The organism is Flavobacterium sp. FPG59 (assembly GCF_002150205.1).
In the GTDB taxonomy this organism is placed as follows: Bacteria; Bacteroidota; Bacteroidia; order Flavobacteriales; family Flavobacteriaceae; genus Flavobacterium.
Genome location: NZ_MTCA01000052.1, coordinates 1 through 18,494, shown reverse-complemented (window position 1 = coordinate 18,494; position 18,494 = coordinate 1). Strand labels below are relative to the sequence as shown.

Annotated in this window: 18 protein-coding genes; 8 read left to right on the top strand and 10 right to left on the bottom strand. The window is 34.2% G+C overall.

The features are described from left to right. Positions 1-42 precede the first annotated feature (42 nt). Positions 43-2,667: a cyanophycin synthetase gene (gene cphA, locus FPG59_RS07130; RefSeq protein ID WP_086453933.1), complete on the top strand. Its 2,625-nt coding sequence runs from the start codon at positions 43-45 to the stop codon at positions 2,665-2,667. Positions 2,668-2,824: 157 nt separating this feature from the next. Here cphA and FPG59_RS07125 read toward each other — a convergent pair whose 3' ends face one another. Further along, positions 2,825-4,084 carry an asparagine synthetase B gene (locus tag FPG59_RS07125; protein WP_086453932.1) on the bottom strand — a complete coding sequence of 420 codons (1,260 nt, stop codon included), beginning with the start codon at positions 4,082-4,084 and terminating at the stop codon, positions 2,825-2,827. 314 nt (positions 4,085-4,398) lie between these two features. Here FPG59_RS07125 and FPG59_RS07120 point away from each other — a divergent pair, with 314 nt between their 5' ends. Further along, a complete protein-coding gene (locus FPG59_RS07120) occupies positions 4,399-4,920 on the top strand; it encodes a DUF547 domain-containing protein (protein ID WP_176330708.1) in 522 nt (173 codons plus the stop codon). 59 nt (positions 4,921-4,979) lie between these two features. Here FPG59_RS07120 and FPG59_RS07115 read toward each other — a convergent pair whose 3' ends face one another. The 9 genes from FPG59_RS07115 to tgt form a co-directional block, all read right to left on the bottom strand. Continuing rightward, positions 4,980-5,645 (bottom strand): response regulator transcription factor, encoded by a 666-nt coding sequence (locus FPG59_RS07115; RefSeq protein WP_086453930.1) that lies wholly within the window; start codon positions 5,643-5,645, stop codon positions 4,980-4,982. After that, complete coding sequence (locus tag FPG59_RS07110; RefSeq protein ID WP_086453929.1) at positions 5,645-6,439, bottom strand: sensor histidine kinase; 795 nt, start codon at positions 6,437-6,439, stop codon at positions 5,645-5,647. The genes FPG59_RS07115 and FPG59_RS07110 overlap by 1 nt, the downstream gene beginning before the upstream one ends. After that, positions 6,417-6,833, bottom strand: coding sequence for a hypothetical protein (locus tag FPG59_RS07105; RefSeq protein WP_254906662.1), 417 nt, complete (start codon positions 6,831-6,833; stop codon positions 6,417-6,419). The genes FPG59_RS07110 and FPG59_RS07105 overlap by 23 nt, the downstream gene beginning before the upstream one ends. A gap of 245 nt (positions 6,834-7,078) precedes the next feature. Continuing rightward, positions 7,079-7,456 carry a hypothetical protein gene (locus FPG59_RS07100; protein WP_086453928.1) on the bottom strand — a complete coding sequence of 126 codons (378 nt, stop codon included), beginning with the start codon at positions 7,454-7,456 and terminating at the stop codon, positions 7,079-7,081. A 183-nt stretch (positions 7,457-7,639) separates the two neighbouring features. After that, a complete protein-coding gene (dnaB, locus tag FPG59_RS07095) occupies positions 7,640-9,184 on the bottom strand; it encodes a replicative DNA helicase (RefSeq protein WP_086453927.1) in 1,545 nt (514 codons plus the stop codon). Positions 9,185-9,335: 151 nt separating this feature from the next. After that, the gene (locus FPG59_RS07090) at positions 9,336-10,289 is read right to left on the bottom strand and encodes an acetyl-CoA carboxylase carboxyltransferase subunit alpha (protein WP_086453926.1); all 954 of its coding nucleotides are present in this window, start codon (positions 10,287-10,289) and stop codon (positions 9,336-9,338) included. A gap of 115 nt (positions 10,290-10,404) precedes the next feature. After that, positions 10,405-11,292, bottom strand: a complete 888-nt coding sequence (locus FPG59_RS07085; RefSeq protein WP_086453925.1) for a DMT family transporter — start codon at positions 11,290-11,292, stop codon at positions 10,405-10,407. Further along, complete coding sequence (locus FPG59_RS07080) at positions 11,279-12,367, bottom strand: LptF/LptG family permease (protein ID WP_086453924.1); 1,089 nt, start codon at positions 12,365-12,367, stop codon at positions 11,279-11,281. The genes FPG59_RS07085 and FPG59_RS07080 overlap by 14 nt, the downstream gene beginning before the upstream one ends. 75 nt (positions 12,368-12,442) lie before the next feature. After that, on the bottom strand, positions 12,443-13,573 hold the full coding sequence (tgt, locus tag FPG59_RS07075; protein WP_086453923.1) for a tRNA guanosine(34) transglycosylase Tgt: 1,131 nt from the start codon (positions 13,571-13,573) through the stop codon (positions 12,443-12,445). Positions 13,574-13,771: 198 nt separating this feature from the next. On the opposite strand from tgt, the gene FPG59_RS16545 reads away from it, so the two are divergent. The 6 genes from FPG59_RS16545 to FPG59_RS07045 all read left to right on the top strand — a co-directional run bounded on the left by FPG59_RS16545 (position 13,772) and on the right by FPG59_RS07045 (position 18,229). Further along, positions 13,772-13,942 (top strand): hypothetical protein, encoded by a 171-nt coding sequence (locus tag FPG59_RS16545; RefSeq protein WP_176330707.1) that lies wholly within the window; start codon positions 13,772-13,774, stop codon positions 13,940-13,942. Between the two features lie 12 nt (positions 13,943-13,954). Beyond that, positions 13,955-14,269 (top strand): hypothetical protein, encoded by a 315-nt coding sequence (locus FPG59_RS07070; protein WP_086453922.1) that lies wholly within the window; start codon positions 13,955-13,957, stop codon positions 14,267-14,269. A gap of 18 nt (positions 14,270-14,287) precedes the next feature. Continuing rightward, complete coding sequence (locus FPG59_RS07065; protein ID WP_086453921.1) at positions 14,288-15,670, top strand: NAD-dependent succinate-semialdehyde dehydrogenase; 1,383 nt, start codon at positions 14,288-14,290, stop codon at positions 15,668-15,670. Positions 15,671-15,978: 308 nt separating this feature from the next. Further along, positions 15,979-17,022: a site-specific tyrosine recombinase/integron integrase gene (gene xerA, locus FPG59_RS07055; protein ID WP_086453919.1), complete on the top strand. Its 1,044-nt coding sequence runs from the start codon at positions 15,979-15,981 to the stop codon at positions 17,020-17,022. Positions 17,023-17,165: 143 nt separating this feature from the next. Next, on the top strand, positions 17,166-17,570 hold the full coding sequence (locus FPG59_RS07050) for a hypothetical protein (RefSeq protein ID WP_086453918.1): 405 nt from the start codon (positions 17,166-17,168) through the stop codon (positions 17,568-17,570). Positions 17,571-17,776: 206 nt separating this feature from the next. Beyond that, a complete protein-coding gene (locus tag FPG59_RS07045; RefSeq protein WP_086453917.1) occupies positions 17,777-18,229 on the top strand; it encodes a hypothetical protein in 453 nt (150 codons plus the stop codon). Positions 18,230-18,494: the final 265 nt, after the last annotated feature.

Below are 18,494 nucleotides of genomic sequence, written 5' to 3'. Positions count from 1 at the left end.
AACATCTGTTTGGCTTTCACCTAAAAAAATCATTTTGCTTTTATGAAAATTATTAAAATACAAGCCCTACGTGGACCGAATATTTGGAGTATTCAACGAAAAAAATTAATCCAAATGCGATTGGATTTGGAGGAAATGGAACAATTTCCTACCAATAAAATCGAAGGTTTTAGGAAAAGAATAGAAGCTATGTTGCCCAGCATGATAGAACATAGATGCTCTGAAGGTTGCAGAGGTGGATTTTTCTCAAGGGTAGATCGAGGTACATGGATGGGACATGTAATTGAACATATTGCGCTCGAAATTCAAACTTTAGCTGGAATGGAAACTGGTTTTGGTAGAACCAGAGAAACTAAAACTCCAGGAACTTATAATGTTGTTTTTAGTTACACTGAAGAAAATGTAGGTTTATTTGCTGCCGAAGCTTCCGTTGCAATTGCCGAAGCCTTAATTGCGGGTAAGGAATATGATATTGATGCCAACTTGCAAAAAATGCGTGAAATTAGAGAACGTGTTAGGTTAGGACCAAGTACAGGGAGTATAGTAGATGAGGCCGTTTCGCGTGATATTCCATGGATACGTCTTGGAACTAACTCATTAGTACAATTAGGATATGGCATAAATCAAATGCGCTTTCAAGCTACAATTACCTGCAAAACAAGTAGTATAGCAGTTGATATAGCTTGTAATAAAGAACAAACAAAAAAAATGCTAGAGAATGCTTCTATTCCTGTAGCCAGCGGAAGTATTTGTGTTGATGAAGAAACCTTAGCCGATGTGATCAAAAAAATAGGCTATCCTATTGTGCTTAAACCGTTGGGAGGCAACCACGGAAAAGGCGCTTCCATAAACGTAACCAATTGGGAAGATGCAGTAGCAGGACTTGCATTTGCTCAAACCTATGGCAAACGAGTGATTGTAGAAAAATTCATCACAGGTTTTGATTTTAGAGTTCTTGTAATTGATAACAAACTAGTAGCAGCAGCAAAAAGAGTTCCTGCTCATGTTATAGGTAATGGCGTTGATACCATACAGCAATTAATAGATACTACTAACTTAGATCCGAGAAGAGGCTACGGTCATGAAAATGTATTGACACAAATTGATGTTGATCGTGATACCGAAGATTTACTAGAAAAACTAAACTACACACTTGAAACCATTCCTAACAATGGTGAAACCGTATTTTTAAAATCAACTGCAAATTTAAGTACTGGAGGCACATCAGTTGATGTGACTGATATGATGCATCCTGAAAATATTTTTCTAGCAGAGCGTATCTCTAGAGTTATAGGACTTGATGTATGCGGAGTTGATATCATGGCCGAGAATTTAACACAACCTTTAAAAGAAAATGGCGGAGTTATTCTAGAGGTTAATGCAGCACCGGGTTTTAGAATGCATTTGGCTCCCTCAGAAGGATTGCCAAGAAACGTTGCCGCTCCAGTGATTGACATGCTTTATCCTCCAGGAAAATCATGTAGAATTCCTATTATTGCGGTGACGGGAACCAATGGTAAAACGACCACTACCCGACTTTTAGCACATATTGTAAAAAATAATGGATTTAAAGTTGGTTTTACCACATCAGATGGTATTTATGTGCAAAACCACATGATGGAAAAAGGAGATACAACAGGACCATTAAGCGCCGAGTACATCTTGAGAGATCCAACAGTAGAATTTGCAGTCCTAGAAACAGCACGAGGCGGAATCCTGAGATCTGGACTAGGATTTAGCCTTTGCGATATTGGGGTAATTACAAACATTCAAGAAGACCACTTAGGTTTAAGTGACATACACACCCTGAGTGATCTTGCCAGAGTAAAAGCAACTGTGGTTAGAAGTGTTAAAAAGAATGGATGGGCAGTTTTAAATGGAGATGATGAACATTGCATTAAAATTGCAAACGACCTCCAGTGCAATGTAGCCTACTTTAGTTTAAATGAAAATAGCGAATTCATAAAAAAGCAATGCGCTGAAGGAAAAACTGTAGCCGTTTATGAAAATGGTTTTATAACCATCAAAAAAGGAGAATGGAAAATAAGAGTGGAAAAAGCTACACTAGTCCCGCTAACATTAGGAGGGAAAGCTAAATTCATGATTGCAAACGTTCTTGCTGCAACGCTAGCAAGTTATTTATGGGGATTCAAAACGGGTGATATTAGTCAATCCTTAAAAACATTTATTCCCAGTGCAGCGCAAACACCGGGACGTATGAATATTTTCGAGTTTAAAAAATTCAAAGTTCTTATTGATTTTGCTCACAATGCATCTGGATATAAAGGAGTTGCCGATTATTTGGAAAGCGTAACTGCATCCAAAAAAATAGGTATTATAGCAGGCGTAGGAGATCGTAGAGATGAAGATATTAGAGAATGTGCCCACATTGCAGCACGCATGTTTGATCACATTATCATCAGACAAGAAAAGTTTTTAAGAGGCAGAACCGAAGAAGAAATTATCAATTTAATTCTTGAAGGCATTAAAACCTCAGGTAAAGATGTTACCTACGAAATTATTCCAAAAGAAACTGAAGCCATAAAACACGCTATCAATTGCGCCGAAGAAGGCAGTTTTATTACCGCATTGAGTGATGTAGTAACTAATGCTATCGAAATAGTTCAAGAATACCTTGACAAAGAAAACGAAAAAGAGACGTTTTAATTTCTTTTTTTCTTGGAGCTATTCCTGCTGTCCGTTATATTCCCGCTTAAAAAACTACGGCAAAAAAGCCTTGTTTTTAAAATCGGGAGATGCCACTTCCATCAGGGCTAAAAAACAGAAAACCAGTTCAAAGACTGGTTTTTTTTTTCAATACGATTTACGTTTTCAATTTTTTCTTTTTGGCAGCCGGAAACAATACGTTGTTCAATATAAGGCGGTATCCTGGCGAATTGGGATGCAAATCCAAAACAGTAGGTGGATCACCCACTTGGTGCTGAAAATCCTCAGGATCATGACCACCATAAAAAGTAAACATTCCTTTTCCTTTTTGACCATGAATATACCTAGCTTCTGCATTTAACTCACAGCTTCCCATGACTAAAACATTAGATTTTATCAACCCTGAATCATAAGCTGTAGTTTGTCCCATAAATCCCTTGATTAACTGGGTATGATTCTGGCATAACATACTAGGAATGGGATCCCATTTTGCGGAAAAATCCATGAGTGTGAAATAATCTTTATCTGGTGGTATTCTGCGTTTAGGCGTCATATCAATATCTGAGAATTCATATACTTCTGGTTTTCGTTCTAATGTAAAATCTTTAAAAGCAAAAGAACTGCTGTAATTCATCTTGGTTTGATAATTACCTTCGCTAGCATCTCCATCAAACATAGCCTCGCAAATATCAACCCCATCTGCTGCTAGTGCAATATCAAAACTATCTGTAGCAGAACACATAGCAAACATAAAACCTCCACCTACAACAAAATCTCTAATTTTTTTGGCAACAGCTCCTTTTTGATGTGAAACTTTTGTGTACCCTAATTTGGTTGCAAGCAGTTCAGAATCTTTCTTTTGCTCAATATACCAAGGCACATTTTTAAATGCATTATAAAATTTACCATACTGTCCTGTAAAATCTTCGTGGTGTAAATGCAACCAATCATAAAGCAGCAGTTGATCCGATAAAACTTCCTCATCATAAATGGGCGTAAACGGAATCTCAGCATAAGTTAACACAAGCGTTACAGCATCATCCCAAGGTTGTTTCCCTTTTGGAGTATACACTGCAATCTTTGGGGCTTTTTCAAGCACCACGGATTCCATATTTTGTGATGGACTTGAAATCTCATTTAAAATAGTGGCTTGTTCTTGATCTGAAAGCACCTCAAAAGTCACACCTCGTATTTGGCATTCTCTTCGTATTTCTTCTACATCGGGAAGTAAAAAAGAACCGCCTCTATAATTAAGAAGCCAACTGGCTTTATAATCTTTGTTCAAACACCAAAACGTAATTCCGTAAGCTTTTAAATGATTTTTTTGAACCGTTTCATCCATAGGCAACAATAAAAAAGAAGCTTGCATGGTACCAGAAAACAAGAATAATACAAGTATGATAAAACGTTTTTGCATATTTAATTTATTTATAATCCAAATATAGTAACTAAGCTACTCATGGTTAAATATTTTAACTATTTAATTTAAATATAGAGAATAAAAACACGTATTAATACGCGTACTCACTTATTGGTTTAAACCTAACTTGCAATAATTAAATAAACGAACCATGAAAAATGAAACTTGGAATAACAGCTTTAACAATACACCTATGAACCCTTTGGATATTTTAAAAAAAATAGGCCTATGCTTATTAGTCCTATTTATTATTTTTTTCTATGTAATATGTTTCCAATACCTCTCTTAAATAATTTTAAAACAAAATAACTTTGAAAAATTATTACACCAATTTATCAGCTGAAATTTTATCTGTAGCTCAATCAAATGGGGATACAACCTCATTAAGACGACAGCTTTACTTCACCCGCGCAGATAAATTAGAAAAAAACTTAAATACAGATGATTTAAAAAAAACATTCTGGATCAATATTTATTACGCTTATTTTTTAATCATGAAAAAAGAAAATATTGACTTGAACAGTAGGTATAACTTAAAAAGAATACGAATTGCCCATACTGCAATTTCTTTGAATGATATTGAGTTTGGAATTTTAAAAAAATCAACAATGCGTTTGGGTTTTAGTTATTTTGTGAATCCTTTTCACTCTAAGTTTGTAAAAAAGATGTCTATTCAAGAAATGGATTATAGGATTCATTTTGTAATTCAAAGTATTACATTTAAAAAAACTATTTTCAATTATTATGATAGTGAGTTATTAAACGAGCAATTGCAGGAAACTATGAAACTTTTTATTAGTCAAAAACTTCAACAAGCTCCTTCATTTCAATAATTGTCAATAACAAAATAATTACTTTAAAATCTCTGTACATTTTTAACTTTTAGATTGTTCTAATCAATAGCCATGATTTCGTATTGAATTGCAAAAAGTACTAAACCTGCAATATTTCTTGATTCTGTTTTTAAAAGTAGATTATTTCTATGCCCTTCCACGGTTCTCGGACTTATAAACAATGTGTCTGCAATTTCAGTACTACTTTTTTGATCGCAAATAAGTTTTAATATTTGAATTTCCCTAGTAGTCAAAAAGTTAGGATCTAATATACATTTTGTTTTCTTTACTGTTGAAATATCCTCTTGAATTACTTTCATAATGTAATCTGTGTAGTAATATCCCCTTTCGGCCACTTCATTAATAGTAACCAATAGTTCTTGTGGAGTAGAATTTTTTACTAGATAAGCCACTGCTCCAACAGCAATCATATTTAATATAAACGATTTTGTATTGTAACTTGTTAAAGCAATAATTTTTATACTTGGATAAACGGTATGAATTATTTTTGTAGCCTCTACACCATTTATACCCTGCATTTTCAAATCCATTATGATAATATCAGGATGATTGTCATGATTGCTTTCAAGAAAAGCCAATAGTTCTCCACCACTTGAAGCTTCATAAATTACATCAATATTATTTTCTCTATCCAATAAAAATGAAATTCCTTTTCTAAAAAGTATTTCATCATCAACTATAATAATTTTTATACTATTTTTCATCATTCAAAATTAAAAATAATTATAACTCCCTCATTTGGTGCTGATTTTATATCGATAGTACCTTTTAAAAAAGCAATTCGGCTTTCAATATTTTTCATTCCTAAACCTTTCATATTTTCAGAATTATGTATTAGAAAACCAATACCATTATCTGAATACGTACATTGCTTTTTACCTTCAATTTCCTCAAAAAGAATAGCAATTTTTGTTGCTTTTCCATGGCGCAATGAATTATTCATTAGTTCCTGTAAAATCCTGAACACATGTAAATGACGATCATTTTCTGCTATGTTGAACTCAGTTCTACAGCTATAATTTACCATTACAGCCTTTGAATTGCTATACTCTAAACACAGTTCTTCGACTCCTGCATGTAAACCAAATTTTTCTAAAACAGGCGGTAGCAACGCGTGTGCAATTTTTCTGGAACTGTCCAATGCCTTGCCTGTTAAATCAATTATATTTTGCGTTATTTCCTGAACTTCCTTCTCAGTCAAATTAGGACTGTTTAACAAATGACTGTTTAAGGCCACCACATTCAATTTTGAACTTATGTCATCATGCAAATCCTGAGCAATTCTTTTTCGTTCTTCTTCTTGCGTTAAAATTACGGCTTGAATTTGATCTTGTTTAAATTGAATTTCTAAATCTTTTTTTTCTAATTCTTTTTTGATTATTCGTTTACGTGAAAAATAAAAAAAAACAATTAAGCCTACAGCTAGTAGTATAAAAAATAGAGAAGTATACAGTATTATTGCAACAATCTCTTTTTCATACATTTGACTTTCTTTCATGGTTACTTTTTAATGCTTTTTCAGAAAAACTTTTTTTCCATTCAACGAAAATAAGCAATTGAAAAAGAATTACTAAAAAAGAATTTAACGTCCACGTCAAAAACTTAACAGCATCACTCAAACCTATTGTTAAGTTCCCTACAAAAAACAGAACGGTACTTGACAATAAATATAAAATTATTCCAATAGTTAAATAATAATACTGCTTATTCTCTAATAACATATTGTACAAATGCATTACGGCATACAAAACTACAAGTAATGACGTAAGAGTAATTTCAAATAAATTAAACTTAAAAAATTGCTCAGGATAGAAGCAATAATCCAGCAATAACAACAAAGAACCTACAATCATAGTGTTCTTTATTATACTGTCTTGTGCAATTGTCTTCATTAATGATTTGTAAAAAAAACCCAAACACAAAAACTGTCCGATAAAATAACCATGAACTAGATATAAGTTGTCTATACTTTGAAGTACTAAAATTTCCATACTTACTTGTACAATCACTAAAATTGTAAGATAATAAACAAGATACTGAAAGGTTTTCCCATGTTTAGAAAAACCTCCCCAGTATAAAAAAAAGTTTATTAGTAATATAAAATATCCTAAATAAACAAATATCAAATTTATTAATATCAATTTTGAAGTGGGCTGTTTGGATCACCGTATGGAGGACAAGGTCTAGAAGCATCATACACAATATCACCTTCATCTGAATCACCCTCGCCATCAGTTTGCGAAGTTCCAAAAACATCTCTGTAAATACCCTTTTCGTCTTTATTTGCTCCTACAAAGATGAGTGTTTCTTCTTTTTTATCATTAATCCCAAGGTAGGCACGCACAGCATCTGTTTTAAGAGCTAGTACCGCCTCAAGACTTTCTCTTGGAATTAAAAAAGCATCTACTTTCTTTTTATTTCCTTCTAACTCTTGCTTACCTCTATAAGCTTTGGTCCACTTTTCAGCAGTTTGTAATGAAACTTCAATTGATTCTCCAAAAATTTCGTTGTCCATAATTGTCTTTTTATTTTAGTTAGTTTATAGTACTTAGTTTACTAAATAAGCATTGCTAAGATATTTAATTTTTTTCAAAAAAGAACATTATAATTTCATTAATAATACAATGATAATTTTACCAAAAAAAATGCCCTCAAAAATTATTTTTTGAGGGCATTTCTATGTTATTTCAGTTCACTATTAAAAGGGTACATCACTATCATCTTCATCATCATTAAAATTACTTCCAAAAGCTTCATTAGCTGATGGCAAATTTTTTGTGATAAAAGGATTGTCGTCTTGGTTCATACTAGAAGGCAAATCATCATAGCCGCCACTATAATCCTCAAGGTTGTCAAATTTACCTAAGTGTCCTATAAACTTTAGTCTTACGTTTTCTATACTACCATTACGGTGTTTTGCAATCATGATTTCGGCTTGACCTGTGGTTGGCGAAGCTTCGTCATCATCCCATTCGTCTATTTTATAATACTCCGGACGGTACAAGAAAGATACGATATCAGCATCCTGCTCAATAGCTCCAGATTCACGTAAATCAGACAGTAACGGACGTTTACTTGAACCACGCGTTTCTACCGCACGCGATAGTTGAGAAAGTGCAATAACGGGCACATTCAACTCCTTAGCCAATGCTTTTAAATTTCGGGAAATTGTAGATATTTCTTGCTCTCTATTTCCGCCTCCTTTACCACTACCTCCTGCAGTCATTAACTGCAAATAATCTACAATTATAATACGGATACCGTGTTGTGATACCAAACGTCTTGCCTTGGCACGTAAATCAAAAATAGATAAGGATGGGGTGTCATCTATAAAAAGAGGTGCTTTTTCTAAATTTTTAACTTTGGTACTTAATTGCTCCCACTCGTGTTTTTCTAATTTACCTGTACGAAGTTTTTCAGATGATAATCCAGTCTCGGATGAAATTAAACGTGTAATTAATTGCACCGATGCCATCTCTAGAGAAAATAAGGCAACTGGCATTTTAAAATCAATAGCCATATTCCTAGCCATAGATAATACAAATGCTGTTTTTCCCATGGCGGGTCTTGCAGCAATAATAATTAAATCACTTGGTTGCCATCCTGATGTAATTTTGTCCAACTTATCAAAACCAGTGGCTACACCACTTAATCCCTCTTGACCTGCAATTTCTTCAATACGTTTTTTGGCTTGCAGTACAAGACTTTGTGCTGTTTCTGAACTTCGTTTTATATTACCTTGAGTAACTTCATAAAGCTTAGATTCGGCTCTGTCTAATAAATCAAAAACATCTGTAGTTTCATCATAAGAATCTTCAATAATTTCAGTTGAAATCCGAATTAAACTTCGCTGAATGAATTTTTGAAGTATAATTCTAGAGTGAAATTCTATATGTGCTGATGAGGATATCTTTTGCGTAAGCTGGATTAAATAAAAATCGCCACCTGCCAACTCTAGTTTTGCGTTTTTCTTCAGCTGAGCCGATACCGTCAATAAATCTATAGGTTGTGTCTCAGTAAACAATTGAACGATGGCTTCAAAAATATGTTTGTGCGCTTCTTTGTAAAAAGCATCAGGTTGTAAAATATCAATTACATCATCAACCCCTTTTTTATCGATCATCATTGCGCCTAGAACTGCTTCCTCTAGTTCCAGTACTTGAGGCTGCAATTTTCCTTTTTCTAGGCTTATTATTGTGCTTTTATCAACCTTTACAGGATTAATATTTCTGAAATTTTCCATAAGGCGAAAGTAACATAAATTTAAAAAAAATCTGTGATGAGTTGTTACAAATAAATGTTGATAACCAACTATTTTTTGTTCATAACCCAAAAAAAATCCGTCTCGACCTAGGTTTTAGTACGAGACGGATGAACTATAAATTTGTAAGATTTTATTCTTTAAACTCTCCCATTTTACTGTATTTCTCCATTCTCTGAGCTATAAGATCAGCTGTTGATAAGTCTTTCAGTTCGTTAAAGCCTTTTAAGATATACTGCTCTACTGTTTTAAAGGTAGTTTCTTTATCATAATGCGCTCCACCTAACGGTTCTGGTATGATATCATCAACTAGTTTTTGCCTTTTCATATCAGCTGAAGTCAGTTTCAAAGCATCGGCAGCTTGTTCTTTGTACTCCCAACTTTTCCATAAAATAGACGAACACGATTCAGGGGAAATAACAGAGTACCATGTATTTTCCATCATGTATACCTTATCCCCTACTCCTATTCCTAATGCGCCACCTGAAGCACCTTCACCTACAATAATAGTAATAATTGGCACTTTCAAGTTAATCATCTCAAAAATGTTTCTCGCAATAGCTTCTCCTTGTCCGCGCTCTTCAGCCTCAAGTCCTGGATAAGCTCCCGGAGTATCAATAAGTGTTACCACTGGGATACCAAATTTCTCGGCCATTTTCATCAAGCGCAATGCTTTTCTATATCCTTCTGGATTTGCCATCCCGAAATTACGAAACTGACGCATTTTAGTATTGATCCCTTTTTGTTGACCAACAAACATGAACGATTGTCCATTAATTTGACCCAAACCACCTATCATGGCTTTGTCGTCCTTAAATCCTCTATCTCCAAAAAGTTCTAAAAAAGTCCCTTTGGTAAGATTCGTAATATGCTCTAGAACATAAGGCCTATTTGGGTGTCTAGAAAGCTGAACACGTTGCCAAGCCGTTAAGTTTTTATAAATATTCTTTTTAGTTTCTTCTAGTTTCTTGCTTATTTGTTTGCAAGTATTCGTTACATCAACATCTGATTCTTCACCAATAATAAGACATTTGTCTAATTGCTCTTCAAGTTCTTTTATTGGAAGCTCAAAATCTAAATATTCCATAGGATTTTTGCGTTTTTGTTTTTATTTCGAACAGCAAATATAAAATTTTAAATCGTTCAAAAAGGTTAATTTACTATTTATGTGAAAAATTTTGATTCCTAAAGCGTACCAAAAGCTATGCTGTTTTGGATTTCTGGTAGTGTTTGATCACTCCGTTAAGAATCACAGTAATGACAATTATTATGGCACCAATGTAAAACTCAAAACTCATTTTTTCTTTGCCACCCAAAATAAAATAAGCCAAGATTATCCCGTACACAGGCTCTAAATTTGTGGTAAGCATCACGGTGTAAGGCGTAAGTTTTTGCATTACTTTAACCGAGGCGGTAAAAGCATAAGCGGTACACACTGAGGCAAGTATTAATATTAGAATCCAGTTGTTTACTGTCATTTCAAAAAAAGCGGCTGTAAACTTTCCTTGTATAAAAAAGTAGGCCGATATAAATACAACCCCCGCTACAAACTCATAAAAAGAAATAACCGAAGGATCATGATTAGCGATTAATTTACCGTTCATCAAGGTAAATAAAACACCTAACAATATAGAAACAAGTGCATACAACATCCCATCAAGATAGTTGATTTCTACTTGCATAATTAAGGCTAATCCAGCAATGATGATGAGTCCAAAAAAAACTTCGTACCACAAGACTTTTCTGCCATAAAACAAGGGCTCCAATATGGATGCAAAAAAAGCACCTAATGAAAATACCGATAATGTTATGGATACATTTGAGACATGAATGGCTTTAAAGAAAAAGATCCAATGCAAGGCGATTAACAATCCTACAAACATTAATTTCAATAAAGATTTTACTGGAACTTTAAAAGATTTTTTTGAAAACACTAAAAAAGCGGCTATAAAAATCCCTGCAAAGAACATCCTAAACCACACTAAGGCATCAGCAGATATAGTAATTAAAGCTCCCAAAATGGCGGTGAAACCCCATATAAAAACAATTAAATGGAGGTTTAAATAACTTTTTAAATTATCGTTTTGCATTGCGTAGTAAATAAATGGCTAAAATTCCAAAAACAATATTGGGCAGCCATACGGCTAGTAATGGCGGAATACTGGACTTTTCTGCCAGTACACCAAAGATTTTATCAAAAAATACAAATGAAAAAGCAAGAGCAATTCCTATGGCTAGATTGGTTCCCATTCCGCCTCTACGTTTCATAGATGAAACAGCGACTGCAATAATAGTTAAAATAAATGCTGAAATAGGTACACTATATTTTTTATACAATACTACGAGATATACATTTATGTTTGAAGAACCCCGCTCGCGTTCTTTGTCTATAAAAGCATTCAGTTTACCTAAACTTAAGGTCTCTGCTATATACACTACTGGTGTTAAATCCTCTAAGTCAAAATCGAAAACGGCTTTCTTTTCTGGGAGTTTTACAATAACATCATTTAGTGGGCCTACTGTTCTTTTTGCATAGTCAAACAAAGTGTAGGTACTGTCTTTTGGGTTCCAAGTAATTCTACTGGCTGTAATTTTATGTACCAGTTTATCATTTTTAAAACGCTCTAGTGAAAAACTAAAAGCCGTCTTAGTCTCGGTATTAAAGCTGTTTACATAAATAAAATCGGTGTCATTTATTTGCCTGTACACATCGGTATTATCACCTCTCATGGCTTCTTTACCGCCTCCTTTTAAGTACATATACCTAAAATTATTAAAACCTTCACTAGCAGATGGTACCACAAAAAAACCCATCAACAATACAAATACAGATACTATAGAAGCACCCATAATATAAGGCCTCAAAAAACGGGTAAAGGAAATACCCGAACTCAGTATAGCAATAATCTCAGTATCATTGGCCAGTTTTGAGGTAAACCAAATCACCGATAAAAACAAAAATATAGGAAAAAGAGAATTGGCAAAATAAACCGTAAAATTGTAATAATAAAGCGCTATTTCAACAATTGGAACTTTATTTTCAAGCAGTTTATTAATCTTCTCAGATACATCCACCACAATCCCTATTGGAATAAACAACAACAGCATAACCGCAAATGTGGCTAAATATCTTTTAAGAATGTATTTGTCTATTATTGTAAGCATGTTTTTGTTTCAAGTTTAAAGTTTCAGGTTTAAAGCAAACGCCAGAACGTTACACTTGAAACCTGAAACATTTTTTTACAAACGTTGGCTCATGTTTTTAACCATCATCTCTTTCCAAGGCTTAAAGTCTCCTGCTAAGATGTGTTTTCTAGCCTCGCGTACTAACCACATGTAAAATCCAAGATTGTGAATGGTAGCAATTTGTTTTCCTAAATATTCATTGGCAGCAAAAAGGTGACGCAAATAGGCTTTTGTATATTCTGTATCTACAAAGGTGATTCCCATTTCATCAATAGGAGAAAAATCAGCTTCCCACTTCTTGTTCTTAATGTTTATGGTTCCATTTGCTGTAAACAACATTCCGTTACGGGCATTACGTGTAGGCATCACACAATCAAACATATCAATACCCAAAGCAATATTCTCAAGAATGTTTATAGGCGTTCCCACACCCATTAAATATCTTGGTTTATCCTCAGGTAATATTTCACACACTACTTCGGTCATGGCATACATTTCCTCAGCTGGTTCCCCTACAGATAAACCGCCTATGGCATTACCTTGTTGGTTAGAATTGGCAATATATTCTGCAGATTGTCTTCTTAAATCTTTATACGTACTTCCTTGAACAATTGGAAAAAAAGTTTGCTCATACCCGTACTTAAACGGAAGTGTGTCTAGGTGATTGATACAACGGTCTAGCCAGCGGTGCGTCATTTTCATAGAGCGCTTGGCATAATTGTAATCACAAGGATAAGGCGTACACTCATCAAATGCCATGATGATATCAGCACCTATGGTTCGCTGAATTTCCATAACATTCTCAGGCGTAAAAAAATGGTAAGAACCATCAATGTGGGATTTAAACTTAACGCCCTCTTCCTTAATTTTTCTATTGGCACTCAAAGAATATACTTGATACCCGCCAGAATCAGTCAAAATATTGCGATCCCAGTTCATAAACTTATGCAAACCCCCTGCCTTTTCAAGAATTTCAGTTTGCGGACGCAAGTATAAGTGATAGGTATTTCCCAGAATAATATCTGGATTAATATCGTTTTTTAATTCCCTTTGGTGAACTCCTTTTACAGAGGCCACAGTACCTACAGGCATAAAAATTGGCGTTTCAATCACACCGTGATCTGTTGTAATTGTTCCCGCTCTGGCCTTAGATAGCGGATCATTTTTTAATAAATCAAACTTCATATAACTTTTTTACTGTTGGCAAAGATAACAGAATTACAATTTGGGAATAACTAATTCTGCTTTTTTAATACTGATTTATTGTTTTGAATGAATAATAGCACTTATGACAAGAATATTATAACTTAATTTAGAAATGCTGTAACACTCTTAAAGTAAAAAATACTGATCTTTGGAGTAGTATTTAAACACCCTAAAATCATGCAAACGGTACTCAAAAAAATCATTCCCTTAGTTCTAATTTCATTCTTTTTTACAAGTTGCTCGGTAGTAGAAGGCATTTTTAAAGCAGGAATGGGAGTTGGCATATTTATAGTCATTGCCGTAATAGCAGTGATCGTTTGGATTATTAGCCGAATTACAAAAAAATAAAACATAGAAATCATGAAAAAGGATACCACTAAGGTTGCTGCCGAAAGTTCTAAAAGTACTATTGAGAAAAACCTGGAAAAATTAGAGTATCCAGCCACCGAAGATATTTTTGTTCAATTGGACCAAGACAAAGAAATGGATATAGAAGCGATTCCGAATAATAAGAAATTAGAAAATAAACCAGAACTTTGGGACGAAAATGCGCTGCCAACACAAGGAATTGGAAGTGATTTAGACATTCCCGGTTCAGAACTGGATGACGCTCAAGAACAAGTGGGCAGTGAAGACGAAGAAAATAATTTTTACAGCGAAAGCGACACCAAATAATCCCTTAAAAACATAACTATGGCTATCAAATCCGTTAATCCATATACTTTAGAAACGCTAAAAACGTTTGACGAAATTACAGATTCTAAGCTAGAACAAGCAATTGACGATGCACATGACGCTTACTTAGACTGGAAAAAAACAAGCCACGAAGAGCGTGCAGCATTACTACATAAAATTGCTGCCACCTTTCGCTCCAAAAAGAAAGAATTGTCTGAAATGATCACCACCGAAATGGGGAAATTAATCGGACAATCAGAATATGAAATTGAATATTGCGCCAATATTTTTGAATATTATGCCAAAAATGGAGCTGAATTTTTAGCCGATCAAAAAATAACTACCGCTATAGGCGAAGCCGTTTTGACCAAAGCGCCTATTGGTGTTATTCTTGCCGTTGAGCCTTGGAATTTTCCATTCTATCAAGTTGCCCGCGTGGTTGCTCCTAACTTAATGATTGGGAATACCATTGTGCTCAAACATTCCTCAAACGTACCGCAATGTGCCCAAGCATTTCAAGATATTTTTACCGAAATACAAGCTCCAAAAGGTTTATACACCAATTTGTTTTTATCTTCAAAAAAGATTGAGAAACTAATTGAAAACCCAAAAATTCAAGGTGCTTGTTTAACCGGAAGTGAAAAAGCAGGCGCATCACTTGCCCAATTTGCTGGAAAAAACATTAAAAAATCAGTACTAGAATTAGGAGGAAATGATCCGTTTATTGTTTTGGAAGATGCCGATATTGACCGAGCAACCGACTTAGCAATTAAAGGCCGAATGATCAATAATGGACAAAGTTGCGTGGCTTCAAAAAGATTTATTGTTTTAGAGCAAGTAGCCGATGCGTTTTTAGAAAAATTTACTAAAAAAATGGAAGCCTTAAAACTGGGCGATCCCATGGACAAAGAAACACAACTGGGTCCATTATCCAGTCAAGATGCCCTAGACACCTTATTAGACCAAGTAAACACCACCATAAAACAAGGCGCAACGGTTGTTACTGGAGGAAAGCAAGCAAATTTAAAAGGCGCTTTCATGCAACCTACCATTTTAACCCATTTAAAACCAGATATGCTCGCGTATCAAGAAGAATTATTTGGTCCCGTAGCCAGTTTTTACCGCGTAAAAAATGATGAAGAAGCCATTGAATTGGCCAATGCTACTCGATTTGGTTTAGGGAGTTCCATTTTTTCAAAAGACATAGAAAGAGCAAAAAATATGGCCAAACAAATCGATTCTGGAATGGTTTTCATCAATCAACCCACAAAATCAAACGAAAGTTTACCCTTTGGCGGAACAAAAAGATCGGGTTATGGTAGAGAACTCTCTGCATTGGGGATGGATGAATTTGTAAATAAGAAATTAATTCATGCCGTTTCAGAAACCGACATCCTATAAATCAATCCACATTTTAAGAGTCCCACTTCGGTGGGATTTTTTTTGGTACTGGTAAAAAAACAAAATCCAAATCAAAAAACACCTTCCTACACTACATTCCCACAAAATAGCATTCAATTCCTTTTGGGTGTACCCCTACGTAAAAACTTCGGGTCGGGCTTTCGGCTTTATCTTTCCGTTACACTACAAGGATACCTCCCGAAGTCTCGGGATCATCCCTTACACAAAAAAAAGACGCTCCTTAATTCTACAAGATGGAGTAAAAATCTTAAAAAAATTGTATCTTTAAACCCCAAAAAAGAGACACAATGAACTGGAAAGCAGCACCCTTAAAACATAAAGACGAAAATAGAATTGCTCTCTATTTTGAAAAAAACCCAGATCTTATTCAACAAGTCAAGCAAATAAGCGGCGCTAGATGGAGCCAACAAAAAAAACTGTGGCACATACCCGATACTATTGAAAACCGAATCCAGTTTCAAATTCAAGCAGACCCCACACAGCAAATTTCTCTAGAAGCAATTCATTATTTAGAAAAATTCAAACAATGGCTGCAATCCAAAAGGTATAGCCAAAACACCATAACCACCTACTCTGAGGCCCTAAAAACATTTTTGCTCTTTTTTCCAGAAAAAAACATCCCCGACATTGACAATAATGATGTAATCCTATTCAATAACAATTACATCCTACATAAAAACCTGTCTGAATCCTATCAAAACCAAATTGTAAACGCCATCAAACTCTTTTTTAAAATAGTAATGGACACTAAAATTGACATTGACAAAATACATAGACCAAAACGCGCCAAAGTATTACCCAATGTATTAAGCAAAGAAGAAGTAAAACTAATTTTGAATGCCCACAGCAACCTCAAACACAAAACAATGCTTTCCTTGATTTATAGTTGTGGCTTGCGCTGTGGTGAATTATTAGCACTGCAACCCGTTCATATCGATTCCAAAAGAAACTTGGTTTTACTTAAAAAAGCTAAAGGTCAAAAAGATCGCATTGCCCCATTGTCGCCCAAAATTTTAGAAATGCTTCGGGAATATTATATCATGCACAAACCCATGAAGTACTTATTTGAAGGACAAATCAAAGGTCAACCCTATGATGCCAGAAGTTTACAACTGATATTGAAACAGGCACTTAAAAAAGCAGGAATAACAAAGCCCGCCACTTTGCACTGGTTGCGACATAGTTTTGCTACACACTTACTAGAAAGTGGTACCGATTTACGCTACATTCAAGAATTACTAGGGCATAGCAGCAGTAAAACTACCGAAATTTACACGCACGTAAGTACGAAAAGTTTGCAACAAATTAAAAGTCCGTTTGATGATTTATAAGAGAAATTTACTATATTTGAAAAAACAAAAAGCGAAACAAACCTTCGCCAATCTACCCAAATTTGGGTGTACACACGAAGGTTTGCTTCGCATATATACAAGTTGGCGGCAAGATAAAAGAAAGAAACTGCAAAATTGAACTAATGAACGATATCCAAAATATCCTAAATATTACTTTCCCCTTTGTGGAAAATTTACTCAAAGATTATGGAGAGTTTTATCCTTTAGCTTCAGTAGTAAAAAATGACAAAACTGTAGATCAGTTTTTGACAAATGATAAAGATGGAAATAAATTTCCGAAATCGACATCAGTAATTGAAAGAATTAAAAGTGAATTGCGTCTAAAACAAAATGATTTTATTGCATTTGCCATATTTTATGATGTAAAATTAAAAGAGAAAAATACAGATGCAATTGCTGTTTATGTTGAACACAAAATAGAAAGCTTTGCTTATACTTTCTATTATCCATATGAGTTAATAGAAAATGAACCCAAGTTTTATGATTCGTGGAAAGTAATCGAGGAAATGGAAATTTTTAATAGCTAGATATCCAGCCGCCAACACTTGCTAAAACTTATGGCTAGTTTTTCGGTAAATTGTTCGTTTACTTTTCATAACTTCGCTTGGGCGGTTATGGAAAAAAAGCTTTCCATAAGCCGCCACAAGCTCTAGCAAGGAAACGTTACCAGCAATATTATCGCAGAATTAAAGAAGAATGAAGAATCTTTAAAATATTATTATTTAAACTGAATATGAGAAACTATATTTTAATTACAATTATATTTTTACTAACGTTGAGTTGTGAAAAATCAAATGATAAGGAATTAAACAAACTGGAAATAGAAAATAAAGAATTGAAAAGCCAAGTTTTAACCTTAAAAGATTCTCTATCTAACTTCGAAGAAGAATTTTTACACTCGCAAATATTAATTGGCATTGCAGATGAAACAGTTTTAAAAGTTGGGCAAAAAAATAACGTTGTTATGCTTTTCCAAACATTCAATAAAAAGTTGCCTGAATACGAAATATATAAAGTTGAAGGAAAGGAAAAAATAAAGATTGGAAAAGACACGAAAACAAGATTTAATTATAGCTTCACACCTAAGTCATTGAACGACAAAAATTTAGAACTTTTGGTAAAAATGCGTTATAAAGGGGAAATAATTGAAATTCCTGCAAAAATGTATTTTGATCTTAAAAAGTAAATACTGCTGGTAACAGGCGTTTGGCAAGATTGCGAATTTTGTAGTAAATTCACGTTTATTTTTCGCAAGAAATTTTATCTTTGATAGAAAATAATCGGTTCCGAAGCTCGCAACCTCGCCAAGCGCCGGAACGTTAGCGGTAATACCTCGAAAAACAATAAAAATTCAACTATTCATAATTTAAAAGCCTACTTGGAATTTTACAAATCCTAATGGAAAAGAAACTCAGAATATATACTCCAAACAATTCATTTAAGGTTGATAA

Coding starts and splice junctions, on each gene's coding strand:
- FPG59_RS07050 (WP_086453918.1), top strand. CDS start 17,166: ATGAACGATATCCAAAATATCCTAAATATTACTTTCCCCTTTGTGGAA.
- FPG59_RS07125 (WP_086453932.1), bottom strand. CDS start 4,084: ATGCAAAAACGTTTTATCATACTTGTATTATTCTTGTTTTCTGGTACC.
- FPG59_RS07070 (WP_086453922.1), top strand. CDS start 13,955: ATGAAAAAGGATACCACTAAGGTTGCTGCCGAAAGTTCTAAAAGTACT.
- xerA (WP_086453919.1), top strand. CDS start 15,979: ATGAACTGGAAAGCAGCACCCTTAAAACATAAAGACGAAAATAGAATT.
- dnaB (WP_086453927.1), bottom strand. CDS start 9,184: ATGGAAAATTTCAGAAATATTAATCCTGTAAAGGTTGATAAAAGCACA.
- FPG59_RS07100 (WP_086453928.1), bottom strand. CDS start 7,456: ATGGACAACGAAATTTTTGGAGAATCAATTGAAGTTTCATTACAAACT.
- tgt (WP_086453923.1), bottom strand. CDS start 13,573: ATGAAGTTTGATTTATTAAAAAATGATCCGCTATCTAAGGCCAGAGCG.
- FPG59_RS16545 (WP_176330707.1), top strand. CDS start 13,772: ATGCAAACGGTACTCAAAAAAATCATTCCCTTAGTTCTAATTTCATTC.
- FPG59_RS07115 (WP_086453930.1), bottom strand. CDS start 5,645: ATGAAAAATAGTATAAAAATTATTATAGTTGATGATGAAATACTTTTT.
- FPG59_RS07110 (WP_086453929.1), bottom strand. CDS start 6,439: ATGAAAGAAAGTCAAATGTATGAAAAAGAGATTGTTGCAATAATACTG.
- FPG59_RS07105 (WP_254906662.1), bottom strand. CDS start 6,833: ATGAAGACAATTGCACAAGACAGTATAATAAAGAACACTATGATTGTA.
- FPG59_RS07085 (WP_086453925.1), bottom strand. CDS start 11,292: ATGCAAAACGATAATTTAAAAAGTTATTTAAACCTCCATTTAATTGTT.
- FPG59_RS07090 (WP_086453926.1), bottom strand. CDS start 10,289: ATGGAATATTTAGATTTTGAGCTTCCAATAAAAGAACTTGAAGAGCAA.
- cphA (WP_086453933.1), top strand. CDS start 43: ATGAAAATTATTAAAATACAAGCCCTACGTGGACCGAATATTTGGAGT.
- FPG59_RS07065 (WP_086453921.1), top strand. CDS start 14,288: ATGGCTATCAAATCCGTTAATCCATATACTTTAGAAACGCTAAAAACG.
- FPG59_RS07045 (WP_086453917.1), top strand. CDS start 17,777: ATGAGAAACTATATTTTAATTACAATTATATTTTTACTAACGTTGAGT.
- FPG59_RS07080 (WP_086453924.1), bottom strand. CDS start 12,367: ATGCTTACAATAATAGACAAATACATTCTTAAAAGATATTTAGCCACA.